The sequence below is a fragment of the Pseudomonas sp. 210_17 TE3656 genome (assembly GCF_054821965.1).
Window position 1 is genome coordinate 2,622,252 of record NZ_JBTRBC010000001.1, and the last position, 25,432, is coordinate 2,647,683.

Sequence of the window (25,432 nt, forward strand, 5' to 3'; positions counted from 1 at the left end):
ATGGATGCAAAAATGCTCGATGTGATCATAATCGGCGGTGGACAAGCCGCGCTGGCAACGGCTTATTTCCTACGCCGCACTCAGCTTTCATTTTTGATCCTCGATGCAGGGGAAAGACCCGGCGGAGCCTGGTCCCATGGCTGGGACTCATTGCGGCTATTTTCGCCGGCCGCCTGGAGCTCAATTCCAGGGTGGATGATGCCCCCCTCTGAGAACGAATATCCCTCTCGCGACCACGTCATCAACTATTTGGCCCAATACGAGGCTCGCTACAAATTCCCAATTGAGCGTCCCGTGCGAGTCACCTCTGTCGAGCGTATCGAAGGTGGGTTGCGCGTTCACGCCGGCGATCGATACTGGGATGCCCGGACCGTCGTAAGTGCAACAGGAACCTGGAGTAATCCTTACGTTCCTGAATACCCGGGCGCAGAGCTATATGCCGGCTCACAGCTTCACTCAGCGCACTACGTGAATTCGCAGCCGTTCGCCGGAAAACGGGTATTGGTGGTTGGCGGGGGTAATTCCGGCGCGCAAATACTAGCTGAGGTATCCAAAGTGGCAGAGGCTACTTGGGTCACGCCAGCGGAACCGCTTTTCCTGCCAGATGAAGTTGATGGTCGAGTGCTATTTGAGCGGGCTACCGAGCGCTGGAAAGCTCAGCAGGAAGGCCGTGTCATTGAGCAGCCTGTCGGCGGACTGGGCGACATCGTCATGGTACCCCCGGTGCTCGAAGCTCGTGAGCGAGGCGTGTTATGGGCGAAGCGTCCGTTCGAATGCTTCACCGAAACCGGCGTAATCTGGACCGACGGTACCGAAACTCAGGTGGATGCGGTGATCTGGTGCACTGGCTTCAAACCAGCCCTTGCCCATTTGGCCAAGCTAGGTGTCTTGAATAAAGACGGCCGGGTGGACGTTCAAAGTACGCATTCGTTGCTCGAGCCGAGATTATGGCTTGTGGGCTATGGAGAATGGACGGGGTCGGCATCGGCAACGCTGATCGGCGTCACGCGCACTGCGCGAGCTACTGCTGAGGAAATTGAGTCTGCGCTAATGTCGCAGCGCTAGATCTCTGAGATCTCTAAGCATGGCTCGCACGGCGGCCGCTTCGCGAGATACTTTTACAATCACAAAGTGCTTCTCGGCGCGGATGATCGCTCCTGGCCCTTTGCAGCCAATCGTGCCAGTGAGGAGTACGATTACCATTGGCGACAGCGCTCGCGAGCGAGGCAAACCTCCATGAGCCAGTTAGAGAGCACGATTGTTGAATGCGAAGACCCTAAAGGTAGTTGCGGGGAAGCTAATAGTAGTTCTCCCTCCTGTGGTGCTCGCGGAGCTCGGGCTTGGTGTCGTTGAGCGGCTTAGCCATTAGGTGCTCGATAGAAAGATCGCGTTGAAGCCAGATTGCGATACCAACCCAACGATCTGAGTTCCCTCCCGGTCGAGATGTTTCACACTTCTTTCTGGGACTCAACTGCGGGAGCTGCACCAATGACTGACCTTCAAATTCTCGAGCTTTGTGTCCCGTTTTCTAGTAAATGCTGGAGTAGAGGCCACCGCTGCTTCATGGGGAGGCGCGAGCAGATTTTGAAATGTGCTGAGCAAGCGCTTGGAAATCGTGATCTTGCGGAAAGGTGGCTTATAAAGCCTTCAGTTGGCCTTGATCATCGCTCGCCTTGCAGCCTGCTAGCAGATCATCTGGGCTACGGTCATGTCAGGGACGACTTAGTACGTCTCGACTACGGTGTGTACCAATGACGCTCAGGGATTCCCCTTCACCGATGGGGCCACAGGCTCTCCATTGGCCAGCACCGGAATCCTTGGCGGTGGAAAATCGACAATTTTTGGAGAAAGCTGCTTTCCCTTTCGCTTTGGCTGCGTGAAATTGCAACACCGGTAGCGCTTCGGGCGATCAAACCCGTCATTGCTCTCCCTCAACTGAGAAATCGGAGATGGGTATGGGCATGACCAGTGACCAACGCCATAACTGTAATTTTCTTCGATGTATTGAGCTGATTCGGAACCTCCCGCCCGGTAGGTAGACCATAGCGCGGATGCAATCCTGGGTTCATACTTAAACCGCTTTACATCCTCCATAAAATTTTCGAATTTATCGTAGAGTAATAAAGCACACTCCCAAACCAGATCCGAATAGCTGCACAGCATATGACCGTTATTTTCAGTGCTATTTTTCTCGATAACTCTAATCGAAAAATCCACACGACATCTCAAATCATTCAGCTCTAATTCTCTGCTTTCGTCACCACAAGAACTTAAAGACGATAGCTTTCCACTTAACGCCAACAGAACTGCTTCCACCGAGATAACAACGTCACATTTAAAAGCATCATCAAAGAACTTGCTCTTCCTAAGCTCTGCAGGATCGTCATTCGTTATAGCCAAGCTCTCGCCAATGTGCCGGCCTGCGCAGCCCCGCCACATCACGTCGAGGCTGTGGCCCTTGTGAGCAAAGGGCTTAACGCATACAGGACATTTGCTGACCAAAAAAACGTTATGTTTTGCGCAAACTTTGATATCTGAGCGAGGCAGTCTACGCCAGTATGAGAAACCAAGCGTTGCCAAGTCTTCACTCACACACTTTGGACAGAAGGAAGCGGGTTCCCGATTATAGTCGTATCGATGACCATTCGAGATATATTCCCTATGGGAGTATGAATTATCTTGAATGTTTTTAAAAAGTGAAAATCTCGGATAAAACGTGTGTTCGTGAAGAAGCCTATTAAATCCAAAGCAGCCTGGCCACCCCATAGCTGAAGCTATCAACTTCACCTCACGAGAGCTAATGGCAATATTAGAGAGACGACCCAGATCTTTTACTTCGGGACCATATCTATTCACATAGATGTTCCGCGCAACGAATGAAAGCAAGGATTCATCGCTTTGGATACGCAAAAGCATAAATGGCCAGTAGATGGGCTCGTCAGCCTGAGCAACGAGCGTTTCAGGATATCTGGATAGCAGCAGAGGAGGAGCCAGCTCGGCCCCCCCCCCCGCTGCGACAGTTTTTATTGTCTAGCGACAGTTTTTATTGTCTAAGACCAACTGTTGTGAACAGCGCCAATCGTTACTCTACAGTTACCGATTTCGCCAGGTTACGTGGCTGGTCGACGTCAGTGCCTTTGAGCACCGCCACGTAGTACGACAGCAGTTGCAGGGGAATGGTGTAGAGAATCGGCGCCAGAGCATCAATGATGTGCGGCACAGCAATCACATGGGTGCCTTCGCCGTTGCTCATACCGGCGTGTTCGTCGGCAAAGACAATCAGTTCACCGCCACGCGCGCGTACTTCCTGCAGGTTGGACTTGAGCTTCTCCAGCAGTTCGTTGTTTGGCGCCACGGTGACCACCGGCATGTCGCTGTCGACCAGAGCCAGCGGGCCGTGCTTGAGCTCACCGGCCGGGTAGGCTTCGGCGTGGATGTAAGAAATTTCCTTGAGCTTGAGCGCTCCTTCCATCGCCACCGGGAACTGCGCGCCACGACCGAGGAACAGGGTGTGGTGCTTGTCGGCGAACAATTCGGCGGTTTTTTCGACGATGGTGTCCATGGCCAGCGCTTCACCCAGACGCGTCGGCAGGCGGCGCAGCTCTTCGACCAGTTCAGCTTCGACACCGGCTTGCAGCGTGCCACGCACCTGACCCAGGGACAGGGTCAGCAGCATCAGCGAGACCAGCTGGGTGGTGAATGCTTTGGTCGAAGCGACGCCGATTTCCGGGCCGGCCTGGGTCAGCAGGGTCAAGTCAGACTCGCGCACCAGTGAGCTGATACCAACGTTACAGATCGCCAGGCTGCCGAGGAAACCGAGTTCTTTAGCATTGCGCAAGGCAGCCAGGGTGTCGGCGGTTTCGCCAGACTGGGAAATCGAAACGAACAGGGTGTCGGGTTGCACCACCACCTTGCGGTAGCGGAACTCGCTAGCCACTTCTACCTGGCACGGAATCCCGGCCAGTTCTTCGAGCCAGTAACGTGCAACCATGCCAGCGTGATAGCTGGTACCACAGGCGACGATCTGCACATTGCGGACTTTGGCGAACAGCTCGGCGGCTTGCGGGCCAAAGGCCTGAACCATGACGTGGTCCTTGCCCAGACGCCCTTCCAGGGTGCGCTGTACTACGGTTGGTTGCTCGTGGATTTCCTTGAGCATGAAGTGACGGTAGGTACCCTTGTCGGCGGCTTCGGCGCCTTCGTGGTATTGCACGGTTTCGCGCTGTACCGGGTGACCGGCCAGATCCCAGATGGTTACCTGGTCGCGGCGGATCTCGGCGATGTCGCCTTCTTCCAGGTACATGAAGCGGTCAGTCACCTGGCGCAGGGCCAACTGGTCGGAAGCCAGGAAGTTCTCCCCGTGGCCCAGACCGATAACCAGCGGACTGCCGCTGCGCGCAGCCAGCAGGCGGTCCGGCTGACGCGTGCTGATCACGGCCAGGCCATAGGCACCGTGCAGTTGCTTGACTGCAGCCTTCAGGGCGTCGGCCAGGTCCGGGACGGTTTTCAGGGTGTGGTGCAGCAGGTGGACGATGACTTCGGTGTCGGTCTCAGAGCTGAATACGTAGCCCAGGCCCTTGAGCTTTTCACGCAGTTCTTCGTGATTCTCGATGATACCGTTGTGCACCACCGCCAGTTCCTGGCCGGAGAAATGCGGGTGTGCATTATGCTCGGTCGGCGCGCCGTGAGTTGCCCAGCGGGTGTGGGCAATACCGAGCTGGCCTGCCAGCGGATCGGCCGCTACAGCGGCTTCCAGTTCGCTGACCTTGCCGATGCGACGACGACGCTCCAGAGTCCCCTGCTGGGTGAAGACCGCCAGACCTGCGCTGTCATAACCGCGGTACTCCAGACGCTTGAGGCCTTCGATGAGGATGGTGGTGATATTACGTTCGGCGACGGCGCCAACGATTCCACACATTAGATATGCTCCTTGGAGAGTGCGGCACAAATCACATGGACGCCGCGGGCTTCAATTTGTTCGCGCGCCTCAACGGGCAAGCGCTCATCGGTAATCAGGGTGTTGACGCTGCTCCAGGGCAGCTCGAGGTTGGGAATCTTGCGCCCGACCTTGTCGGACTCGACCATCACGATCACTTCCCGGGCCACTTCGGCCATCACCCGGCTCAGGCCGAGCAGCTCATTGAAAGTGGTGGTTCCGCGCACCAGGTCGATGCCATCGGCGCCAATGAACAGCTGGTCGAAATCGTAAGAGCGTAGTACCTGCTCGGCGACCTGCCCCTGGAAAGACTCGGAATGCGGGTCCCAGGTGCCGCCGGTCATCAACAGCACAGGCTCGTGTTCCAGCTCGCTCAGGGCACGGGCGACATTCAGCGAGTTGGTCATCACCACCAGGCCCGGCTGGTGGCCCAGCTCGGGGATCATCGCTGCGGTGGTACTGCCACTGTCGATGATGATGCGTGCATGTTCACGGATACGTCCGACCGCCGCCCGGGCAATCGCCTGCTTATACAGCGAAACCGGCTGGCCCTGATCTGTGATCAGCTCCTGCGGCATGGTCACCGCACCACCGTAGCGACGCAGCAACAAGCCGTTGGCTTCCAGTGCAGCAAGATCCTTGCGGATGGTGACTTCCGAGGTTTCGAAACGTTTGGCTAGCGCATCAACGCTCACCTCCCCCTGCTCGTTGAGCAAGGCGAGGATGTTGTGGCGGCGCTGTGGAGTGTTACGTTTCGACATGGTGTCTTTAAGTTTCGTTTCGAAAGTTAGTGATGCCAATCAAAACCTAAAGGACAAAAAGCGTCAAGCAGAGAGATGAAAAAATCGCCTGTGAATAACTTCATACGTCCGATTTTTTATCCACAAACGAAAAAGAGCCGACTTATGCACAATCCAGTCGGCTCTTATCCATCGCTGTGTATAACTTCAGCTTTTCTTGATCTTCTCCGGCCGCTTCCAGCCATCGATGTTGCGCTGGCGCGCACGGCCAACAGCTAGCTGGGCAGCCTCGACATTCTGAGTGATGGTCGAACCGGCAGCGGTGGTGGCACCGTCGAGGATATCCACAGGCGCAACCAGGGAGTTGTTGGAGCCAATGAACACGTCCTCACCGAGGATGGTCTTGAACTTGTTCGCGCCATCGTAATTGCAGGTAATGGTACCGGCACCGATGTTGGTACGCGCACCGACCTCGGCATCGCCCAGGTAGGTCAGGTGACCGGCCTTGGCGCCTTCACCGAGGTGGGCGTTTTTCAGTTCGACAAAGTTACCCACATGCGCGCGGGCTTCCAGCACGCTGCCTGGACGCAGGCGGGCAAACGGACCGGCATCGCTGCCTTCACCCATGATCGCGCCTTCGAGGTGGCTGTTGGCCTTGACCACGACACCCTTGCGCAGGGTGCTGTTCTTGATCACGCAGTTCGGGCCGATCACCACGTCGTCTTCAATGACTACACGGCCTTCGAGAATGACGTTGATGTCGATGAGTACGTCGCGACCAACGGTCACTTCGCCACGCACGTCAAAACGCGCCGGGTCGCGCAGGGTTACCCCTTGAGCCATCAAACGACGCGCTTCACGCAACTGATAGTGACGCTCCAGCTCGGCCAGCTGGCGACGGTCATTGGCGCCCTGCACTTCCATTGGGTCCAACGGCTGCTCGGTGGCGACCACCAGGCCATCGGCAACGGCCATGGCAATCACGTCGGTCAGGTAGTACTCACCCTGGGCGTTGTTGTTCGACAGACGCCCCAGCCACTCGGCCAGGCGTGCACCCGGTACCGCCAGAATGCCGGTGTTGCCTTCCTTGATGGCTTTTTGTGCGTCGCTGGCATCCTTGTGCTCAACGATCGCTGCCACCTGGCCCTGGGCATCACGGACAATGCGCCCGTAACCCGTTGGGTCAACAAGATTGACCGTCAACAGGCCCAGCTGCTCAGGGGTGACCTTGGTCAGCAAGCGCTTGAGGGTATCGACTTCGATCAACGGCACATCGCCGTAGAGAATCAGCACCGTATCAGCCGTAAGGGCCGGCAAGGCTTGCGCTACCGCATGGCCGGTACCCAGCTGTTTGTCTTGCAGAACAAAATTCAGATCATCAGCCGCCAGACGCTCACGCACCAGCTCGGCACCGTGCCCGATCACCACATGAATGCCCTGCGGCTGCAGCTGACGGGCGCTGTGGATAACATGGCCAAGCATGGAGTCGCCGGCGACCGGGTGCAGTACCTTGGGCAGCGCAGAGCGCATCCGGGTACCTTGGCCTGCGGCGAGGATAACGATATCGAGAGACATTGACGGGTTACCAATCCTGGAGGGTCAGCGAGATGACCAGAATATAAAACGCAGAAAAAGAAAAAGGGTAGCCGAGGCTACCCTTTAACTCAATCGCAGCAGCAGTGATCGACCTGGGCCGATTACTTGCCTTTGCGCATTTGCTGGACGGTACGCAGCTGGGCTGCGGCCTCGGCCAGACGTGCAGCGGCGGCACCGTAGTCGAAATCCGCGCTTTTTACATGCAGGGCGTTCTCAGCAGCCTTGAGGGCTTCCTGAGCCTGAGCTTCGTCCAGGTCGGCAGCACGTTGCACGGTATCGGCAAGCACCTTGACCATGTTCGGCTGGACCTCGAGGAAACCACCAGAGATGTAGAACACCTCTTGGGCGCCACCCTGCTTGGTCAGCGTGATCGGACCTGGCTTCAGATTAGTGATCAGCGGCGCGTGGCCTGGAGCGATACCAAGATCACCCAGGTTACCGTGCGCAACCACCATCTCGACCAGGCCGGAGAAAATTTCTCCTTCCGCGCTGACGATATCGCAATGGACTGTCATAGCCATCTGCTTGCCTCAACCTGATTAGCGCCCCTTGCGGGGCGCCGGGATTACAGTTTCTTGGCTTTCTCGACCGCTTCTTCGATGCTGCCGACCATGTAGAACGCTTGTTCTGGCAAGTGGTCGTAGTCACCTTTGAGGATGCCGCTGAAGCCAGCAATGGTGTCTTTCAGGGAAACGTATTTGCCTGGAGAACCAGTGAAGACTTCTGCCACGAAGAACGGCTGGGACAGGAAGCGCTGGATCTTACGAGCACGGGATACCAGCTGCTTGTCGGATTCGGACAGTTCGTCCATACCCAGGATCGCAATGATGTCCTTCAGCTCTTTGTAGCGCTGCAGCACGTACTGGACGCCGCGAGCGGTGTCGTAGTGCTCGTTGCCGATGACGTTCGGGTCCAGCTGGCGCGAAGTCGAGTCCAGTGGATCGACCGCTGGGTAGATACCCAGGGAGGCGATGTCACGGGACAGTACGACGGTGGCGTCCAAGTGGGCGAAGGTGGTCGCTGGCGACGGGTCGGTCAGGTCGTCCGCAGGTACGTATACGGCCTGGATCGAGGTGATCGAACCTTCCTTGGTCGAAGTGATACGCTCTTGCAGAACGCCCATCTCTTCAGCCAGGGTCGGCTGGTAACCTACTGCCGAAGGCATACGGCCCAGCAGTGCGGATACTTCGGTACCGGCCAGGGTGTAACGATAGATGTTGTCGACGAACAGCAGAACGTCGTTACCTTCGTCACGGAACTTCTCAGCCATGGTCAGGCCGGTCAGCGCTACGCGCAGACGGTTTCCTGGTGGCTCGTTCATTTGGCCGTATACCAGAGCAACCTTGTCCAGTACGTTGGAATCCTTCATCTCGTGGTAGAAGTCGTTACCCTCACGAGTACGCTCACCCACACCGGCGAACACGGAATAACCGCTGTGCTCGATGGCGATGTTACGGATCAGTTCCATCATGTTTACGGTTTTGCCTACACCGGCACCACCGAACAGACCAACCTTACCACCCTTGGCGAACGGGCAAACCAGGTCGATAACCTTGATGCCGGTTTCCAGCAGGTCGTTGCCGCCTGCCTGGTCAGCGAACGACGGTGCATCACGGTGGATGCCCCAACGCTCTTCTTCACCGATTGGACCGGCTTCGTCGATTGGGTTACCCAGGACGTCCATGATACGGCCCAGGGTCGCTTTACCGACCGGTACCGAGATCGCTGCGCCAGTGTCGTTTACGTCCAGGCCACGTTTCAGGCCTTCGGTGGAACCCATCGCAATGGTACGAACCACGCCGTCGCCCAGCTGCTGCTGAACTTCCAGGGTGGTTTCCGCGCCAACTACTTTCAGCGCGTTATAGACACTCGGTACGCTGTCACGTGGAAATTCCACGTCGATGACGGCGCCGATGATTTGAACGATACGTCCGCTACTCATAGCTGGATCCTCTGAATATTTGAACCGTTAAACCGCGGCAGCGCCGCCGACGATTTCCGAGATCTCTTGGGTGATCGCAGCCTGACGCGCCTTGTTGTAGATCAGCTGCAATTCGCTGATCAAATCACCGGCGTTGTCGGTGGCGTTCTTCATCGCGATCATCCGGGCAGCTTGTTCAGCTGCGTTGTTCTCGACCACCGCCTGGTAGACCTGCGACTCCACGTAACGCACCATCAGGCCGTCCAGCAGCTCTTTGGCGTCAGGTTCGTAGAGGTAGTCCCAGTGGTGCTTGAGTTCTTGATCCGGGGTTGCCACCAACGGAATCAACTGCTCGACCGTTGGAGTTTGAGTCATGGTATTGATGAACTTGTTCGATACCACGGACAGACGATCGATACGACCGTCCAGGTAAGCATCCAGCATAACCTTGACGCTGCCGATCAGATCATTGATCGACGGCTCTTCGCCCAGGTGGCTGATTGCTGCAACGACGTTGCCGCCGAAGCTGCGGAAAAACGCCGCACCCTTGCTACCAACTACGCAGAGATCGATCTCGATCCCTTGCTCGCGGTTGGCCGCCATGTCCTTGACCAGGGCCTTGAACAGGTTGGTGTTCAAGCCACCACACAGACCACGGTCACTGCTCACCACAACATAACCGGCGCGCTTTACAGGGCGGTCGATCATGAACGGGTGGCGGTATTCCGGGTTGGCGTTGGCCAGATGACCAATAACCTGGCGGATACGCTCCGCATAAGGACGGCTAGCAGCCATGCGCATTTGAGCCTTGCGCATTTTGCTGACCGCCACTTTTTCCATGGCGCTGGTAATTTTTTGCGTGCTTTTGATGCTCGCAATCTTACTGCGAATCTCTTTTGCGCCTGCCATGTAACACCTATCAGGTTAGCAAGCGGGGGCTGCAAAGCCCCCGCTGCGGCTTACCAGGTTTGGGTGGCCTTGAACTTCTCGATACCGGCTTTGATGCCAGCGTCGATTTCGTCGTTGAAGTCACCCTTCACGTTGATCTTCGCCATCAGTTCGGCGTGATCACGGTTGAAGTAGGAAATCAGCGCTTGTTCAAAGCTGCCGACTTTGGCGATTTCAACGTCGGTCAGGAACCCACGCTCAGCGGCATACAGCGACAGCGCCATGTCCGCGATGGACATTGGAGCGTATTGCTTCTGCTTCATCAGCTCGGTAACACGTTGACCGTGCTCGAGTTGCTTACGGGTGGCTTCGTCCAGGTCAGAAGCGAACTGGGCGAATGCCGCCAGTTCACGGTACTGAGCCAGAGCGGTACGGATACCACCGGAGAGCTTCTTGATGATCTTGGTCTGAGCGGCACCACCCACACGGGATACCGAAACACCGGCGTTAACTGCAGGGCGGATGCCCGAGTTGAACATGGCCGATTCCAGGAAGATCTGACCGTCGGTGATGGAAATCACGTTGGTCGGAACGAACGCGGAAACGTCGCCAGCCTGGGTTTCGATGATCGGCAGTGCGGTCAGGGAACCGGTCTTGCCAGTTACAGCACCGTTGGTGAACTTCTCGACGTACTCTTCGGAAACGCGCGATGCACGCTCCAGCAGACGGGAGTGGAGATAGAACACGTCGCCTGGGTACGCTTCACGTCCTGGTGGACGGCGCAGCAGCAGGGAGATCTGACGGTAGGCAACGGCCTGCTTGGACAGGTCATCGTATACGATCAGCGCGTCTTCACCGCGGTCACGGAAGAACTCGCCCATGGTGCAACCGGCGTATGGCGCCAGGAATTGCAGTGCGGCGGATTCCGAAGCACTGGCAACCACCACGATGGTGTTGGCCAGGGCGCCGTTTTCTTCCAGCTTGCGAACGATGTTGGCAACGGTGGAACGCTTCTGGCCGACAGCAACATAAACACAGAAAATACCGGAGTCTTTCTGGTTGATGATGGCGTCGATCGCCATGGCGGTCTTACCGATCTGACGGTCACCAATGATCAGCTCACGCTGGCCACGGCCGACAGGGATCATGGCGTCGACGGATTTGTAGCCAGTCTGTACAGGCTGGTCTACCGACTTACGCCAGATCACGCCCGGAGCAACTTTCTCGACCGCGTCGGTCTCGGTGTTGCCCAGTGGGCCTTTGCCGTCAATTGGGTTGCCCAGTGCGTCGACAACGCGACCCAGCAGTTCCTTACCAACAGGAACTTCGAGGATGCGGCCAGTGCACTTGGCGCTCATGCCTTCGGCGAGGGTGTCGTAAGCGCCCAGTACTACCGCACCAACGGAGTCTTGCTCCAGGTTGAGGGCCATACCGTAGACGCCGCCTGGAAATTCGATCATTTCGCCGTACATGACGTCGGCCAGACCGTAAATCCGCACGATGCCGTCAGAAACGCTGACGACAGTACCTTCGTTGCGAGCTTGAGAGGCTACATCGAGATTCTCGATGCGGCCCTTGATGATTTCACTAATTTCGGAAGGATTGAGTTGCTGCATTGCTCTGCTGCCCCTTCAAACTCAAGATTTCAATGCTTCGGCCAGTTTCGCGATTTTGCCGCGGACTGAGCCATCGATAACCAGGTCGCCGGCGCGGATTACGACGCCACCGATCAGGCTGGCATCCTCCGACACTTGCAGGCGCACTTCCCGGTCGAGCCGTGCACTGAGAACCTTGGCGAGTTTGTCTTGCTGTTCTTGGTTCAACGCAAAAGCACTGGTGACTTCCACGTCCACGGATTTCTCTTGTTCGGCCTTGTACAGCTCGAACAACGCCGAAATCTCCGGCAAAAGCAGGAGACGTTCGTTTTCCGCGGCAACTTGGATGAAACTCTTTGCCTGTGCATCAAACTTGTCACCGCACACTTCAACAAAAGTGGCGGCCTTTTCTGCGCTCGTCAGTCGCGGGGCCTTGAGCAGGCGCTGCATGGTGTCGTCTTGCGACACCGCAGCAGCCAGGCCGAGCATGGCTGACCAATTGGCCAGTTGCTGATGGGCCTGGGCATGCTCAAAGGCAGCCTTAGCGTAAGGTCGGGCCAACGTGGTCAGTTCTGCCATGATCGCCCTCGCTTAAATTTCAGCGGCCAGTTTGTTAACCAGCTCCGCATGCGCGTTTTGATCGATTGTGGCGCCAAGGATTTTTTCAGCACCGTTAACGGCCAGGCTACCCACTTGGGCGCGCAGCGCGTCTTTGACGCCGTTAATTTCCTGTTCGATCTCGGCCTGAGCCTGAGCCTTCACACGGTCAGCTTCGACGCGGGCCTGATCACGGGCTTCCTCGACGATCTGAGCACCGCGCTTCTTGGCTTGCTCAATGATTTCGGCTGCCTGAGCCTTCGCTTCGCGCAGTTGCTGACCCGCTTTATCTTGGGCCAACTCCAGGTCGCGAGCTGCTCGGTTGGCAGCGTCCAGTCCATCCGCGATCTTCTTCTGACGTTCTTGCAATGCCGCGATGACCGGAGGCCACACGAACTTCATGCAGAACAGCACAAAAATGAAGAACGCAACGGACTGACCAATCAGGGTTGCATTAATGTTCACGCCAACACCTCGCTCGTTCTTTGTCCATCACACCAAACCACTCGAGAATTCGAGTGATTAGCCGGCGAGTTGACCAACGAAGGGATTAGCGAAGGTGAAGAACAGTGCGATACCAACACCGATCATGGTTACGGCGTCGAGCAGACCGGCAACGATGAACATTTTAACTTGCAGCATCGGAACCATCTCTGGCTGGCGAGCAGCGCCTTCCAGGAACTTGCCGCCCAGCAGGCCGAAACCAATGGCGGTACCCAGGGCACCCAGGCCGATCAGCAGAGCAACAGCGATAGCGGTAAGACCAACTACAGTTTCCATCTTTCCTCCCGACTTTTACGTCGTATTGGTTAGGTTTTTTAGTTTGAAGCGGTAAAACAAAATCGATTGGTACAGCTGCCCTTGCGGACTTTTTCGACCCTCCCCGGTACTCGCAGAAGGGTCATCAGACACGCCAGGCGGTCTTAATGGTTATCTTCGTGAGCCATCGACAGGTAGACGATGGTAAGCATCATGAAGATGAACGCTTGCAGGGTGATGATCAGGATGTGGAACACAGCCCACGCCCATTGCAGCACCACACCCAGGCCGCTCAGCCACAGCAGGCCGCTGCCGAACATTACTGCGATCAGGATGAACACCAGCTCGCCGGCATACATGTTGCCGAACAGACGCAGTGCCAGCGAGATCGGCTTGGCGATCAGGGTGACGAATTCAAGCAGGAAGTTGACCGGAATCAGCAGGATCTGAACGAAGATGTTCTTGCTGCCGAACGGGTGCAGGGTCAGTTCGCCGAGGAAACCGCCGATGCCCTTGACCTTGATGCTGTAGAAAATGATCAGAGCGAACACGCTGAAGGCCATGGCCAGGGTCGCGTTCGGGTCGGTGGTCGAGACCGCGCGGAACGGAATGTGCGGATCACCGGAGATCAGCATGGCCAACTGAGGAATCCAGTCGACCGGGATCAGGTCGATGGCGTTCATCAGGAAGACCCAGACGAAAATGGTCAGCGCCAGTGGGGCGATCACCGGGCTGCGACCGTGGAAGCTGTCCTTGACGCTGCCGTCGACGAACTCAACCATCACTTCAACGAAGTTCTGCAGGCCGCCAGGCTGGCCGGAAGTCGCCTTCTTGGCTGCCATGCGGAACAGGAATACGAAAAGCAGACCCAGTGCGACCGACCAACCCAGGGTATCCAGGTGGAAAGCCCAGAAGCCCATTGCTTTGGCTTCTGCTGCGGAATGGGCAAAGCCCCAACCGCCGTCTGGTAGTTGACCGAAGGTCAGGTTCTGCAAGTGGTGCTGGATATAGCCCGAAGCGGTTTCTGCTGCCATGGTTGCCTCAAACGCCCTAAGGTCTCGAAAGTCTTATATTCATCAGCAGGGGCGCGAACCAGCTGACCAACTGGGTCAGCAGAAAGACACCGAAGACTGCTAACGGCGCCAATGGCTTCACTCCTGCAAACGTCAGTGCGAACAGCACTGCCGTCAAAATCAATTTGCCTGCTTCGCCAGCGTAAAACGACTTGACGATAGCCTGCGCTGCCCTGGCCCCCGTGTAACGAAAAGCCTTCCAGGCGAAATACACATTTGGCAGCCAGGCAATCAGTCCTCCGCAGAGTGCTGAATATCCACTGACCGCCCCGTGCCACTGCCACAACGCCAAAGTTGCCAGCAGAAACACGACACATTGAGCCAACAGTACCGGAAAAACCGCCCAGCGATGGAAAGGCAAGCGGTTTGGCGTGCGTGTTTCCATCACAACTGCTCCTCGAAAGTCGACCAACCAGTCAGCTATGACTTGGCATAATTTGTGCCGACAAAATGCGCGCAGAGTATAGGGGCGGTTTAACCCCTATTCAACTGCCGGGTAGTGATTTCCGACTACGCGCTACAAAAGCAATTGTTTCAGCGGATGTGAGCTAGCACACCTTGCAACTCATCTAACGAGTTGTAACGGATAACTAACTGGCCTTTACCCTTGTTGCCGTGACGTATCTGTACTGCCGAGCCCAAACGCTCTGCCAGACGTTGTTCAAGCCGGGTGATGTCCGGGTCTGGCTTGGCCGGTTCGACCGGTTCCGGCTTGCCATTGAGCCACTGGCGCACCAGTGCTTCGGTCTGCCGTACGGTCAGGCCACGTGCGACAACGTGACGCGCCCCGTCCACCTGCTGTTCTTCCGGTAAACCAAGCAATGCCCGGGCATGACCCATTTCCAGATCGCCGTGCGAGAGCATGGTCTTGATCACTTCCGGCAGCGAGATCAGGCGCAGCAGGTTGGCCACGGTAACCCGCGACTTACCCACAGCATCGGCAACCTGCTGCTGGGTCAGCTGGAACTCCACCTGCAAACGCTGCAGGGCAATGGCCTCTTCCACCGGGTTGAGGTCTTCGCGCTGAATGTTCTCGATCAGGGCCATGGCGATGGCCGCTTCGTCGGGCACATCGCGGACCATGGCCGGAATGGTTTCCATGCCGGCCTGCTGACTGGCACGCCAGCGGCGTTCGCCGGCGATGATTTCGAAGCGGTTGTCAGCAATCGGGCGTACCACGATCGGCTGCATCACGCCCTGGCTCTTGATCGACTGAGCCAGTTCTTCCAGCGCTTGCGGGTCCATGTCCCGACGTGGCTGGTACTTGCCGCGCTCGATCAGGTCGAGCGGCAGATGTTGCAGTTCTTTCTGGTCGACCTTCACAGCCTGCTCTTCGAGCGCGCTGACGGTAGGACCACTGAGCAGTGCATCCAACCCACGTCCGAGACCCCGTTTCTTAACGGCCATACGGATTCCTTAAGTTGTTTGTGCAGTGCGTGATGGACGGCGCTGACGGCGTACCAGTTCCCCAGCCAGGGCCAGGTAAGCCAGCGCGCCGCGCGATTGCTTGTCATACGCCAGGGCCGGCATGCCGAAACTCGGCGCCTCGGCCAGGCGGATGTTACGCGGGATCACCGTGTCGTAGAGCTGATCGCCGAAGTGTTCCTTGAGCTGCGCAGAGACATCGTTGATCAGGCTCAGGCGCGGGTCGTACATGGTCCGCAACAGGCCTTCGACCTTCAGCTGCGGGTTCAGACGTTCGCCAATGCGCTTGATGTTATCCACAAGGTCGCTCAGGCCTTCCAGGGCAAAGTATTCACATTGCATCGGAATGATCACGCCATCGGCGGCGACCAGGGCGTTGAGGGTCAGCATCGACAACGACGGCGGGCAGTCGATCAGGATGTAGTCGTAGTTCTCGCGGATCGGCGCCAGCGCGGTGCGCAGGCGGCTCTCCTTCATCTGCATTTCCAGCAGTACCACTTCCGCGGCAGTCAGGTCGCGGTTGGCCGGCAGCAGTTGATAACCACCGTGCTCGGAGAAGTGCATGGCCTGGGCCAGATCGCATTCTCCGATCAGCAGGTCGTAGACCGAATGTTCCAGGACGTGTTTATCCACACCGCTACCCATGGTGGCGTTGCCCTGTGGATCGAGATCGATCAGCAGCACCCGGCGCTTGGTAGCGACCAGCGATGCTGCGAGGTTGATACAGGTGGTGGTCTTGCCCACACCACCTTTCTGGTTCGCGATAGCGAATACCTTAGCCATTCTTGCTTGTGTTCCCAATCATGCCGTGCGGCGCAGTATCAGCAGATGGCGCTGGCCTTGGCAACCCGGAACGGTCAAGGCCTGCTCGCTATCCACTCTGAAATCTGCCGGCAATGCTACCAGCTCATCGGCAGGATGCAGCCCTTTCATTGCCAGCCACTGCGTCTGTTCGTCGCCAAGGTGGCGCGTCCAGTTGGTGAAGTTCTCCATGCTGCTGAAAGCTCGGGAAACAATTCCGCTGAACGGCTGCGTTGGCTGGAACTCTTCGACCCGCTTGTGGATAACTGTAAGGTTATCCAGCTTCAGTTCAAGTTTTACCTGGGTCAGGAAGCGGGTTTTCTTGCCATTGCTGTCGAGCACCGTGACTTGCTTGTCCGGATGCAGGATCGCCAGGGGAATACCGGGCATGCCGCCGCCGCTGCCAACGTCGAGCCAGCGCTCGCTGTGGATAAACGGCATGACGCTCAAGCTGTCGAGCAGATGGCGGGAAACCATTTCGTCCGGATTACGCACGGCGGTCAGGTTGTAGGCCTTGTTCCACTTGATCAGCAAGGCCAAGTAGGCCAGCAATTGCGCATGCTGCGCCTCGCTCAGCTCGACACCGAGCTGGCGGGCACCTGTGGACAACTCTTCGGCGTGTTGAGGGGTGACCTGAGAACTCAAGCGCTTTGCTCCAACTCGCGGCCAGCGCCGCGTTTTTTCAGATGAATCAGCAACAGGGAAATCGCCGCCGGGGTCACACCGGGGATCCGCGACGCCTGGCCCAGGGTTTCAGGCCGGGTCTGACCGAGCTTGCTCTGAATCTCCTTGGACAGACCGGAAATACCGCTGTAGTCGATATCGTCGGGCAGGCGGGTATCTTCGCTGGCACGCAGCCGGGCGATTTCTTCCTGTTGCCGGTCGATGTAACCGGCGTATTTGGTCTTGATCTCGACCTGTTCGGCCACTTGCGGATCGATCTCGCTGCCGCCGGTCACTTCCATCAGGCCAGCGTAGTCGATTTCCGGACGGGTCAGCAGGTTGAGCAGGTTGTACTCGTGGCTCAAAGGCGTGCCGAATTTCTCGGCAATGGCCTGACCTTGCGCGGTGTCCGGACGAACCCAGGTGGATTTCAGCCGTTGCTCTTCCAGCGCGATGCTTTCGCGCTTGGCGCTGAAAGCAGCCCAGCGCTGGTCATCGACCAGACCCAGCTCGCGGCCTTTTTCGGTCAGGCGCAGATCGGCGTTGTCTTCGCGCAGGATCAGCCGGTATTCGGCGCGCGACGTGAACATGCGGTACGGCTCCTGGGTACCCAGGGTAATCAGGTCATCAACCAGCACCCCGATATACGCTTCGTCGCGGCGCGGGCACCAGCTTTCACGGCCCTGCGCGCGCAGTGCGGCGTTGGTACCGGCGAGCAGGCCTTGGGCGCCGGCTTCTTCGTAGCCGGTGGTGCCGTTGATCTGCCCGGCGAAGAACAGGCCGCCGATGACTTTGGTTTCCAGGCTGTACTTGAGGTCACGCGGGTCGAAGTAGTCGTACTCGATGGCGTAGCCCGGACGCACGATGTGCGCGTTTTCCATGCCGCGGATCGAGCGGACGATCTCCAGTTGCACGTCGAACGGCAAGGATGTGGATATCCCGTTCGGGTACAGCTCGTGAGTGTTCAGGCCTTCCGGCTCAATGAACACCTGGTGGCTTTCCTTGTCGGCAAAGCGATGGATCTTGTCTTCGATCGACGGGCAATAGCGCGGACCGATGCCTTCGATGACCCCGGAGTACATCGGCGAACGGTCGAGGTTCGAAGCAATGATCTCGTGGGTACGGGCATTGGTGTGGGTAATCCAGCAGCTCACTTGCCGCGGATGCATGGCTTTGTCGCCCATGAACGACATCACCGGAATCGGCGTATCGCCAGGCTGCTCGGTCATTACCGAGAAATCCACAGAGCGCCCGTCGATACGTGGCGGGGTGCCGGTTTTCAGGCGACCGACACGCAGCGGCAATTCACGCATGCGATGGGCCAGGGCGATAGCCGGCGGATCTCCGGCACGACCGCCGGAGTAGTTCTGCAGACCAATGTGGATAAGTCCACCGAGGAAGGTCCCGGTGGTCAATACCACGGAGTCGGCGAGGAACCGCAGACCCATTTGTGTCACTACGCCACGTACCTGGTCCTGTTCGACGATCAGGTCATCGCAGGACTGCTGAAATATCCACAGGTTGGGCTGGTTTTCAAGAATCTCGCGCACTACCGCTTTGTAGATAGCGCGGTCGGCCTGGGCGCGAGTAGCGCGCACGGCCGGGCCTTTGCGGTTGTTCAAAACACGGAATTGGATACCGCTCTTGTCAGTAGCCAGCGCCATGGCGCCGCCGAGCGCGTCAATTTCCTTGACCAGGTGGCTCTTGCCGATGCCACCGATGGCCGGGTTGCAACTCATATGACCGAGGGTTTCCACGTTATGGGTCAGCAGCAGGGTTTTTACGCCCATGCGTGCAGACGCAAGCGCAGCCTCGGTACCGGCATGGCCGCCGCCGATGACGATCACTTCAAAACGGGAAGGGAAATCCACCACGCACCTCGTGCCTGTTTCGGGAATAGATAGGGATAACGCACAAGTATAGGGACTTACCCCCCTCTAAAGGAACCTTTTGCACAAAATTTAACCAGACTGTGGATGAGTGGCGAGCAATAGAAATAAAGAGAGAGAAATTTATTAAAGCTTTGTTTTTATGTTTATTTCTATACAGCACCCTTTCTGTGGATAAGGTTCTACAGGCCTTTATTTACCTTATGTACAGAGATTCAAAACCCTGTGGTCTACCGGCCATGAGCGTTCTGGATAAGCGCTTTAAGCCTGTGGATGAAATGCCTACTTACCCACAAGCGGATTTATCTCCAGCCTTGAAGGGCAGTTATCAACGGAGCTGAGGCGGGGTTTTCCACAGGGCTTATTTCACAGATTTGTGGATAGCCGCGCAGGCGGGAAGGCAGGACTCGCGCATTGGCAGTCCTGAAAGGAAGGGAAAATCGAAGAAAGGAGCACAACAACCAGGCCCGTTGCGGGCCCGGCTGTGGATAAGGACGCTTACTTACCGATGCAGAAGCTGGAGAAGATTCGGCCCAGGAGGTCGTCGGAACTGAATGCACCGGTGATTTCGCCCAAGGCTTGCTGAGCCTGGCGCAGATCCTCTGCCAGCAGTTCACCGGCACCTGCAAGGGTCAGCTGGGCACGGCCGTGTTCCAGGTGTGCACTGGCCTGGCGCAGTGCCTCCAGATGGCGCCTGCGGGCGCTGAAGCTGCTTTCAGCAGTCTGTTCATAACCCATACAGGCCTTCAGGTGCTCGCGCAGCAGCTCAAGCCCCATGTCGGCATCCTTGGCACTGAGGGTGATGGTGACGTGGCCATCAGCGCTTTGTTCCATGGCGACCGTCTCACCACTCAGATCAGCCTTGTTACGAATCAGCGTGACTTTCGCAGGATCCGGTCGCAGATCGAGGAATTCCGGCCACAGGGCAAAGGGATCACTGGCTTCCGGCGCGGTGGAATCAACGACCAACAACACCCGATCGGCTTCGTTGATGGCTTTGAGCGCACGCTCCACGCCGATCTTTTCCACATGATCGTCGGTATCGCGCAGTCCGGCAGTATCGACAACGTGCAGGGGCATGCCGTCGATGTGGATATGTTCGCGCAGGATGTCCCGGGTAGTGCCGGCAATGTCGGTGACAATGGCCGCCTCACGTCCGGCCAGAACGTTAAGCAGGCTCGACTTGCCGGCATTCGGCCGACCGGCGATCACTACGGTCATGCCATCACGCAACAAGGCCCCCTGCCCGGCCTCACGCTGTACTGTGGATAAATTCGTTCGCACGTCATCGAGCATGCTCAACACGTGACCATCGGCGAGGAAGTCGATTTCCTCTTCGGGAAAGTCGATAGCCGCTTCGACATAGATCCGCAGGCTGATCAGTTTTTCGGTGAGTTTATCCACACGACGGGAAAATTCACCCTGCAGCGAACGCAACGCATTGCGCGCCGCCTGTGCAGAACTGGCCTCGATGAGGTCGGCAATCGCTTCGGCCTGGGCCAGGTCAAGCTTGTCATTGAGGAATGCGCGTTCGCTGAATTCACCTGGGCGGGCCAGTCGGCAACCCAGTTGTACACAGCGCTGCAGGAGCATATCCAATACTACCGGACCGCCGTGGCCCTGGAGTTCCAGCACGTCTTCGCCGGTGAACGAGTTCGGGCCGGGAAAAAACAGCGCAATGCCTTCATCGATGACCAGGCCATCGTCAGCACGAAACGGGCCGTAATGGGCATGCCGCGGCGTCAGTGCCTTTGCACAGATCGCCAGCCCGGCTTGCTGCGCCAGGGGCCCGGACAGCCGCACGATCCCCACGCCCCCACGTCCCTGGGCGGTAGCGATGGCGGCAATGGTTTCACGCACAGTGTTCATGCTCGAAGGCCTCACGACAAAAAACGACAGATAGCAAAACGCCCCACGAGGGGGCGTTTATCCACAGGTTAGCTGGCTAACCCGTTATGCAGCGGCTTTCTTGGTAGCCTTTTCGATGCTGCGGGTGATGTACCACTGCTGTGCGATCGACAGGCAGTTGTTCACAACCCAGTACAGCACCAGACCAGCCGGGAACCACAGGAAGAAGAAGGTGAAGATGATCGGCATCAGCTTCATCACTTTGGCCTGCATCGGATCTGGCGGCGTCGGGTTCAGCTGCTGCTGGATGAACATGGTTGCGCCCATGATGATCGGCAGAATGAAGAACGGATCCTTGATCGAAAGGTCGGTGATCCAGAACATCCACGGCGCCTGACGCATCTCGACGCTTTCCAGCAACACCCAGTACAGCGAGAGGAAGACCGGCATCTGCACCAGAATCGGCAGGCAGCCGCCCAGCGGGTTGATCTTCTCTTTCTTGTACAGCTCCATCATGGCTTGCGACATTTTCTGCCGGTCATCGCCATGTTGTTCTTTCAGCGCAGCCAGTTTTGGCGCCACGGCACGCATGCGCGCCATCGACTTGTAGCTGGCGGCAGACAGCGGGAAGAACAGCAGCTTGATCAGCATGGTCAGGACGATGATCGACCAGCCCCAGTTGCCGAGCAGGCTGTGGATATGTTGCAGCAACCAGAAGATCGGCTGAGCGATGAACCACAGAATGCCGTAGTCGACAGTCAGTTCCAGACCTGGGGACAACTCTTTGAGCTTGTCCTGGATCTTCGGACCGGCGTACAGCATGGTGCTGGTTTCGCCTTTGGCGCCAGCGCCTACGTTCAGCGCCGGGCCGGTGAAACCGATGATGTAGTTGCCTTGGCTATCCTTACGAGTCTGGACAATGTTGTTCTCAGACTTGTTTGGAATCCAGGCGGTCACGAAGTAGTGCTGCAGCCAGGCTACCCAACCGCCGGTAACATTTTCTTTCAGATTTCCCTTGTCGATGTCTTTCATCGACACCTTTTTGTAGGGTTCCGAACTTGTCCACAGGGCTGCACCCAGGTAAGTCGCAGTACCGGTCGCAGTGCTCGAGGATGGATCCGAGCTTGCGTCGCGCTTGAGTTGCGCAAACAGGTTACCGCTCCAAGGCTGGGCGCTCTGGTTGTCGATCAGGTAGGTAACGGTCAGGTCGTACTCACCGCGCTTGAAGCTGAAGCGCTTGATGTAGTTGACGCCGTTATCGCTGAACTTCAGGTCGACGACCAGCTGGTTTTGACCATCAGCCAGTTGATAACTTTTCTGATCGGCGGCGTACAGCGGACGACCGCTTGGACGTGCATCCGGACCATTGGTACCGGTCAGGCCGCTTTGGGCCAGGTAAGTACGCTCGCTACCGTTGTCGAACAACTGGAACGGAATGTCCGGATGATCCTGACGGCGCGGATACTTGGGCAGCATCAGCTGGGCGATGTCACCACCGTTTGGATCGATAGCCAGGTCGAGGACGTCAGTTTTGACCCGAATCAGGTCTTTGCTGACGGCAACCGGAGCCAGTTCGGCTGGGCTGGATTCAGCGTTGGCGCTTGGCACATCGGCGCTGGCGCCAGTGTTGCCGGCCTGCGCGGTGTCCGGCAAGGCCGGGGCAGCGTTGCTGGCAGCAGTATTCTGAGTCGGCAAGGCAGCTTGGCCGTAGTCCTGGTTCCAGTTAAGGACCATGACGTAGGACACGATTGCCAGGGCGACGATCAGGATCGTGCGTTTAATATCCATGATTACTCGGCTATCGAAGAAGAACGGGAAGAGGGAGCTGGCGGAACCGGGTCAAAACCGCCGGCATTCCACGGGTGACAACGCCCCAGGCGACGAACGGTTAGCCACCCGCCACGTAAAAGACCATGGTTTTCGATGGCTTCTAACGCGTAACAGGAGCAACTGGGGTAGAAACGACAGTGATTGGCCATCAGAGGACTAATGGCGTAACGGTAAAACTGGATCGGAACGAGTGCCAGTTTACGCATCATTTGTACTGTCTACCCCCACAGAGTCGGTGTTCACCACTGGAGCGGGCCGACTGCGTGCGAGGCGCTTCCAGAGCTTGCCAAAATGTTGGTGCAATTCTGGGTTTTCAATCTCGCCCAACCCTTTGCGCGCGACGATCACGATATCCCAACCTGCAAGCAAGTGCTGGTTCAGGCGAAACGAATCGCGCATCAGGCGTTTCAGGCGATTGCGTTGAACGGAGAGCTTGACGCTCTTTTTCCCGATCACAAGCCCCAGGCGGGGGTGATCCAGACCGTTCTCGCGGGCAAGGAGCAGCAGGTTTTTCCCTGGGACCTTGCCGGTTGGGGAGTCGAAGACCGCTTTGAATTGTCGGGGGATAAGCAGACGCTTTTCCCGACTGAAGTCCTGACTCACCACCTGTGCCGAAAAATCAAACTGCCAGGCGCTTACGGCCTTTGGCACGGCGACGCGACAGAACGGCACGACCGTTCTTGGTGGCCATACGGGCACGGAAACCGTGAGTGCGAGCGCGCTTGATGGTGCTTGGTTGGAAAGTACGTTTCATGGCGTGTTACCTGGTTCGTCGACAACGGGCCGGAATGGCCCCCGTTTTAAGAGACCGGCGATTCTAGAGAAAGCGCAGCCATAGGTCAATTTCCAACCAGCTTTTCCTTATGGACGGAAAATCAGTCGTTTCAGGTGGGGGCGTCCTGGAGGAGAACCATCACACGCTTAAACATAAAAAAAGAGAGAGGAATTATTTAAAGCTTTTCTGTAAAACTTATAAAGCTTAGGCAGCCAATATCTGTGGATAAAGCTCTACAGCCCTTTATTTACGTCGTGTACAGAGAACTGAAACCTTGTCGAGAAGAGGTGCTCTGGCTGTGTCGAAGGCTCGGAAAAGCTGTGGATCAAATCGATGGTTATCCACAGGGCGGTTATCCACCGATTTCAACCCCCAGTTGTGCAAAGACCTCAGGTGCGGTTATCCACAGAGCTTATTCACAGCACTGAAAGGTCATTTTGGTCACTAAGCTGCTGATTTATCGCCATCCTCAACGCACCTGCATGTGGATAACTGCGCTGCTGCTCGGTACAATGGGGGCTTGTTTTTGCCTCACCGGCTTTCAACTCAGGGGATATCCGTGTCAGTGGAACTTTGGCAGCAGTGCGTGGAGCTTCTGCGCGATGAACTGCCTGCCCAGCAATTCAACACCTGGATCCGTCCGCTACAGGTCGAAGCCGAAGGCGACGAGTTGCGCGTCTACGCGCCCAACCGTTTCGTTCTCGATTGGGTCAATGAAAAATACCTGAGCCGTCTGCTCGAGCTGTTGGGTGAGCATGGCAACGGCATTGCGCCTGCCCTTTCCTTATTAATAGGCAGCAGACGCAGTTCGGCGCCTCGTGCCGCCCCTAACGCACCACTGGCTGCCGCTGTTGCCGCATCCCAGGCGCAGGCTGCCGTGGTCAACGAACCCGTTGCCGCACCTGTTGCTGCTCCGGCTGCGGCTGAAGTCGAGCAAGCGCCTTCGCGTGACAGCTTCGATTCCATGGGCGAATCCGCTAATGCGCCGGCGCCAAGCGGTCGTACCGAGCAACGTACCGTGCAGGTCGAAGGTGCGCTCAAGCACACCAGCTACCTGAACCGTACCTTTACCTTCGAGAACTTCGTCGAAGGTAAGTCCAACCAGTTGGCTCGCGCAGCCGCCTGGCAGGTCGCCGACAATCCCAAGCATGGCTACAACCCGCTGTTCCTTTATGGCGGCGTAGGTCTGGGTAAAACGCACTTGATGCATGCTGTGGGTAACCACCTGCTCAAGAAGAATCCGAATGCCAAGGTGGTCTACCTGCATTCCGAGCGTTTCGTCGCGGACATGGTCAAGGCACTGCAGCTCAATGCCATTAACGAGTTCAAGCGCTTCTACCGTTCGGTGGATGCGTTGCTCATCGATGACATTCAGTTCTTCGCCCGTAAAGAGCGTTCCCAGGAAGAGTTTTTCCACACCTTCAACGCCTTGCTCGAAGGCGGTCAGCAGGTAATCCTGACCAGTGACCGTTATCCGAAAGAGATTGAAGGGCTGGAAGAGCGTCTGAAATCGCGCTTCGGCTGGGGCCTGACTGTCGCGGTCGAGCCGCCGGAACTGGAAACCCGTGTCGCGATCCTGATGAAGAAGGCAGACCAGGCCAAGGTAGACTTGCCGCATGACGCTGCTTTCTTTATTGCCCAGCGTATTCGCTCCAATGTCCGTGAACTTGAAGGTGCTCTGAAGCGCGTCATCGCTCATTCGCACTTCATGGGACGCGACATCACCATTGAGCTGATTCGTGAATCGCTCAAGGATCTCCTCGCGCTGCAGGACAAACTGGTGAGTGTGGATAACATCCAGCGCACCGTGGCCGAGTACTACAAGATCAAGATCTCCGATCTGCTGTCCAAACGCCGTTCCCGTTCGGTGGCCCGCCCGCGTCAGGTGGCCATGGCCCTGTCCAAGGAACTGACCAACCACAGCTTGCCGGAAATCGGTGACGTCTTCGGCGGCCGCGACCACACCACGGTGTTGCACGCGTGCCGCAAGATCAACGAACTCAAGGAATCCGACGCGGATATCCGCGAGGACTACAAGAACCTGCTGCGGACCCTGACGACGTGATTGGCGTCAGCGCAGCTTATTAAGGCAAGGG

The 25,432-nt window shown here is 57.3% G+C and carries 25 protein-coding genes; 3 read left to right on the forward strand and 22 right to left on the reverse strand.

Going from position 1 to position 25,432, the window contains the following annotated elements; genetic code table 11:
* Positions 1–1,065, forward strand: a complete 1,065-nt coding sequence (locus ACVI9W_RS12315) for an ArsO family NAD(P)H-dependent flavin-containing monooxygenase (RefSeq protein ID WP_461530132.1) — start codon at positions 1–3, stop codon at positions 1,063–1,065.
* Between the two features lie 498 nt (positions 1,066–1,563).
* Positions 1,564–1,755 (forward strand): antitoxin Xre/MbcA/ParS toxin-binding domain-containing protein, encoded by a 192-nt coding sequence (locus ACVI9W_RS12320; RefSeq protein WP_461531829.1) that lies wholly within the window; start codon positions 1,564–1,566, stop codon positions 1,753–1,755.
* A 3-nt stretch (positions 1,756–1,758) separates the two neighbouring features.
* Here the strand turns inward: ACVI9W_RS12320 and ACVI9W_RS12325 are convergent, their stop codons facing one another.
* From ACVI9W_RS12325 to rpmH, 22 genes are all read right to left on the reverse strand, one after another.
* Entirely contained in the window at positions 1,759–2,916 is a 1,158-nt protein-coding gene (locus tag ACVI9W_RS12325) for a TniQ family protein (protein ID WP_461530133.1), read from the reverse strand.
* 166 nt (positions 2,917–3,082) lie between these two features.
* Positions 3,083–4,918: a glutamine--fructose-6-phosphate transaminase (isomerizing) gene (gene glmS / locus ACVI9W_RS12330; RefSeq protein WP_038616121.1), complete on the reverse strand. Its 1,836-nt coding sequence runs from the start codon at positions 4,916–4,918 to the stop codon at positions 3,083–3,085.
* On the reverse strand, positions 4,918–5,697 hold the full coding sequence (locus ACVI9W_RS12335; RefSeq protein ID WP_461530134.1) for a DeoR/GlpR family DNA-binding transcription regulator: 780 nt from the start codon (positions 5,695–5,697) through the stop codon (positions 4,918–4,920). The genes glmS and ACVI9W_RS12335 overlap by 1 nt, the downstream gene beginning before the upstream one ends.
* A gap of 186 nt (positions 5,698–5,883) precedes the next feature.
* Positions 5,884–7,251, reverse strand: a complete 1,368-nt coding sequence (gene glmU, locus ACVI9W_RS12340; protein WP_461530135.1) for a bifunctional UDP-N-acetylglucosamine diphosphorylase/glucosamine-1-phosphate N-acetyltransferase GlmU — start codon at positions 7,249–7,251, stop codon at positions 5,884–5,886.
* A 122-nt stretch (positions 7,252–7,373) separates the two neighbouring features.
* On the reverse strand, positions 7,374–7,793 hold the full coding sequence (locus ACVI9W_RS12345) for a F0F1 ATP synthase subunit epsilon (protein WP_038616128.1): 420 nt from the start codon (positions 7,791–7,793) through the stop codon (positions 7,374–7,376).
* Positions 7,794–7,837: 44 nt separating this feature from the next.
* Positions 7,838–9,214, reverse strand: coding sequence for a F0F1 ATP synthase subunit beta (atpD, locus tag ACVI9W_RS12350; RefSeq protein ID WP_038616130.1), 1,377 nt, complete (start codon positions 9,212–9,214; stop codon positions 7,838–7,840).
* A 27-nt stretch (positions 9,215–9,241) separates the two neighbouring features.
* Positions 9,242–10,102, reverse strand: a complete 861-nt coding sequence (gene atpG / locus ACVI9W_RS12355; protein WP_038616133.1) for a F0F1 ATP synthase subunit gamma — start codon at positions 10,100–10,102, stop codon at positions 9,242–9,244.
* A 50-nt stretch (positions 10,103–10,152) separates the two neighbouring features.
* On the reverse strand, positions 10,153–11,697 hold the full coding sequence (gene atpA / locus ACVI9W_RS12360; RefSeq protein WP_038616135.1) for a F0F1 ATP synthase subunit alpha: 1,545 nt from the start codon (positions 11,695–11,697) through the stop codon (positions 10,153–10,155).
* 21 nt (positions 11,698–11,718) lie between these two features.
* The gene (locus tag ACVI9W_RS12365) at positions 11,719–12,255 is read right to left on the reverse strand and encodes a F0F1 ATP synthase subunit delta (protein ID WP_038616138.1); all 537 of its coding nucleotides are present in this window, start codon (positions 12,253–12,255) and stop codon (positions 11,719–11,721) included.
* A 12-nt stretch (positions 12,256–12,267) separates the two neighbouring features.
* On the reverse strand, positions 12,268–12,738 hold the full coding sequence (locus ACVI9W_RS12370; RefSeq protein WP_403041531.1) for a F0F1 ATP synthase subunit B: 471 nt from the start codon (positions 12,736–12,738) through the stop codon (positions 12,268–12,270).
* Between the two features lie 57 nt (positions 12,739–12,795).
* A complete protein-coding gene (gene atpE, locus ACVI9W_RS12375; RefSeq protein WP_002555987.1) occupies positions 12,796–13,053 on the reverse strand; it encodes a F0F1 ATP synthase subunit C in 258 nt (85 codons plus the stop codon).
* 143 nt (positions 13,054–13,196) lie between these two features.
* Entirely contained in the window at positions 13,197–14,066 is an 870-nt protein-coding gene (atpB, locus tag ACVI9W_RS12380; RefSeq protein WP_038616144.1) for a F0F1 ATP synthase subunit A, read from the reverse strand.
* Positions 14,067–14,082: 16 nt separating this feature from the next.
* Positions 14,083–14,490 carry a F0F1 ATP synthase subunit I gene (locus tag ACVI9W_RS12385; protein WP_010222722.1) on the reverse strand — a complete coding sequence of 136 codons (408 nt, stop codon included), beginning with the start codon at positions 14,488–14,490 and terminating at the stop codon, positions 14,083–14,085.
* A 149-nt stretch (positions 14,491–14,639) separates the two neighbouring features.
* A complete protein-coding gene (locus tag ACVI9W_RS12390) occupies positions 14,640–15,512 on the reverse strand; it encodes a ParB/RepB/Spo0J family partition protein (protein ID WP_038605010.1) in 873 nt (290 codons plus the stop codon).
* A 9-nt stretch (positions 15,513–15,521) separates the two neighbouring features.
* Positions 15,522–16,313 (reverse strand): ParA family protein, encoded by a 792-nt coding sequence (locus tag ACVI9W_RS12395; protein ID WP_045186348.1) that lies wholly within the window; start codon positions 16,311–16,313, stop codon positions 15,522–15,524.
* 18 nt (positions 16,314–16,331) lie between these two features.
* A complete protein-coding gene (gene rsmG, locus ACVI9W_RS12400; RefSeq protein WP_157190612.1) occupies positions 16,332–16,976 on the reverse strand; it encodes a 16S rRNA (guanine(527)-N(7))-methyltransferase RsmG in 645 nt (214 codons plus the stop codon).
* Positions 16,973–18,865: a tRNA uridine-5-carboxymethylaminomethyl(34) synthesis enzyme MnmG gene (gene mnmG / locus ACVI9W_RS12405; protein ID WP_157190613.1), complete on the reverse strand. Its 1,893-nt coding sequence runs from the start codon at positions 18,863–18,865 to the stop codon at positions 16,973–16,975. Before mnmG ends, rsmG begins: the two co-directional genes overlap by 4 nt.
* A gap of 516 nt (positions 18,866–19,381) precedes the next feature.
* The gene (gene mnmE, locus ACVI9W_RS12410) at positions 19,382–20,752 is read right to left on the reverse strand and encodes a tRNA uridine-5-carboxymethylaminomethyl(34) synthesis GTPase MnmE (protein ID WP_461530136.1); all 1,371 of its coding nucleotides are present in this window, start codon (positions 20,750–20,752) and stop codon (positions 19,382–19,384) included.
* Positions 20,753–20,836: 84 nt separating this feature from the next.
* Positions 20,837–22,519 (reverse strand): membrane protein insertase YidC, encoded by a 1,683-nt coding sequence (yidC, locus tag ACVI9W_RS12415; protein WP_461530137.1) that lies wholly within the window; start codon positions 22,517–22,519, stop codon positions 20,837–20,839.
* Positions 22,520–22,521: 2 nt separating this feature from the next.
* On the reverse strand, positions 22,522–22,767 hold the full coding sequence (gene yidD / locus ACVI9W_RS12420) for a membrane protein insertion efficiency factor YidD (protein ID WP_075226616.1): 246 nt from the start codon (positions 22,765–22,767) through the stop codon (positions 22,522–22,524).
* Positions 22,760–23,167, reverse strand: coding sequence for a ribonuclease P protein component (gene rnpA, locus ACVI9W_RS12425; RefSeq protein ID WP_461531830.1), 408 nt, complete (start codon positions 23,165–23,167; stop codon positions 22,760–22,762). Before rnpA ends, yidD begins: the two co-directional genes overlap by 8 nt.
* Positions 23,168–23,180: 13 nt before the next feature.
* A complete protein-coding gene (gene rpmH / locus ACVI9W_RS12430; RefSeq protein WP_002551315.1) occupies positions 23,181–23,315 on the reverse strand; it encodes a 50S ribosomal protein L34 in 135 nt (44 codons plus the stop codon).
* Between the two features lie 580 nt (positions 23,316–23,895).
* On the opposite strand from rpmH, the gene dnaA reads away from it, so the two are divergent.
* On the forward strand, positions 23,896–25,401 hold the full coding sequence (gene dnaA / locus ACVI9W_RS12435) for a chromosomal replication initiator protein DnaA (protein WP_461530138.1): 1,506 nt from the start codon (positions 23,896–23,898) through the stop codon (positions 25,399–25,401).
* Positions 25,402–25,432: the final 31 nt, after the last annotated feature.

Excerpts from the sequence above, each read along its gene's own strand:
- glmU (WP_461530135.1), bottom strand. The coding sequence starts at position 7,251 with ATGTCTCTCGATATCGTTATCCTCGCCGCAGGCCAAGGTACCCGGATG.
- yidC (WP_461530137.1), bottom strand. The coding sequence starts at position 22,519 with ATGGATATTAAACGCACGATCCTGATCGTCGCCCTGGCAATCGTGTCC.
- ACVI9W_RS12320 (WP_461531829.1), top strand. The coding sequence starts at position 1,564 with ATGGGGAGGCGCGAGCAGATTTTGAAATGTGCTGAGCAAGCGCTTGGA.
- ACVI9W_RS12385 (WP_010222722.1), bottom strand. The coding sequence starts at position 14,490 with ATGGAAACACGCACGCCAAACCGCTTGCCTTTCCATCGCTGGGCGGTT.
- atpD (WP_038616130.1), bottom strand. The coding sequence starts at position 9,214 with ATGAGTAGCGGACGTATCGTTCAAATCATCGGCGCCGTCATCGACGTG.
- yidD (WP_075226616.1), bottom strand. The coding sequence starts at position 22,767 with ATGCGTAAACTGGCACTCGTTCCGATCCAGTTTTACCGTTACGCCATT.
- atpG (WP_038616133.1), bottom strand. The coding sequence starts at position 10,102 with ATGGCAGGCGCAAAAGAGATTCGCAGTAAGATTGCGAGCATCAAAAGC.
- glmS (WP_038616121.1), bottom strand. The coding sequence starts at position 4,918 with ATGTGTGGAATCGTTGGCGCCGTCGCCGAACGTAATATCACCACCATC.
- ACVI9W_RS12325 (WP_461530133.1), bottom strand. The coding sequence starts at position 2,916 with ATGCTTTTGCGTATCCAAAGCGATGAATCCTTGCTTTCATTCGTTGCG.
- atpB (WP_038616144.1), bottom strand. The coding sequence starts at position 14,066 with ATGGCAGCAGAAACCGCTTCGGGCTATATCCAGCACCACTTGCAGAAC.
- ACVI9W_RS12335 (WP_461530134.1), bottom strand. The coding sequence starts at position 5,697 with ATGTCGAAACGTAACACTCCACAGCGCCGCCACAACATCCTCGCCTTG.
- mnmE (WP_461530136.1), bottom strand. The coding sequence starts at position 20,752 with ATGAACACTGTGCGTGAAACCATTGCCGCCATCGCTACCGCCCAGGGA.
- atpA (WP_038616135.1), bottom strand. The coding sequence starts at position 11,697 with ATGCAGCAACTCAATCCTTCCGAAATTAGTGAAATCATCAAGGGCCGC.
- atpE (WP_002555987.1), bottom strand. The coding sequence starts at position 13,053 with ATGGAAACTGTAGTTGGTCTTACCGCTATCGCTGTTGCTCTGCTGATC.
- ACVI9W_RS12315 (WP_461530132.1), top strand. The coding sequence starts at position 1 with ATGGATGCAAAAATGCTCGATGTGATCATAATCGGCGGTGGACAAGCC.
- rpmH (WP_002551315.1), bottom strand. The coding sequence starts at position 23,315 with ATGAAACGTACTTTCCAACCAAGCACCATCAAGCGCGCTCGCACTCAC.
- ACVI9W_RS12365 (WP_038616138.1), bottom strand. The coding sequence starts at position 12,255 with ATGGCAGAACTGACCACGTTGGCCCGACCTTACGCTAAGGCTGCCTTT.
- ACVI9W_RS12345 (WP_038616128.1), bottom strand. The coding sequence starts at position 7,793 with ATGGCTATGACAGTCCATTGCGATATCGTCAGCGCGGAAGGAGAAATT.
- ACVI9W_RS12390 (WP_038605010.1), bottom strand. The coding sequence starts at position 15,512 with ATGGCCGTTAAGAAACGGGGTCTCGGACGTGGGTTGGATGCACTGCTC.
- ACVI9W_RS12395 (WP_045186348.1), bottom strand. The coding sequence starts at position 16,313 with ATGGCTAAGGTATTCGCTATCGCGAACCAGAAAGGTGGTGTGGGCAAG.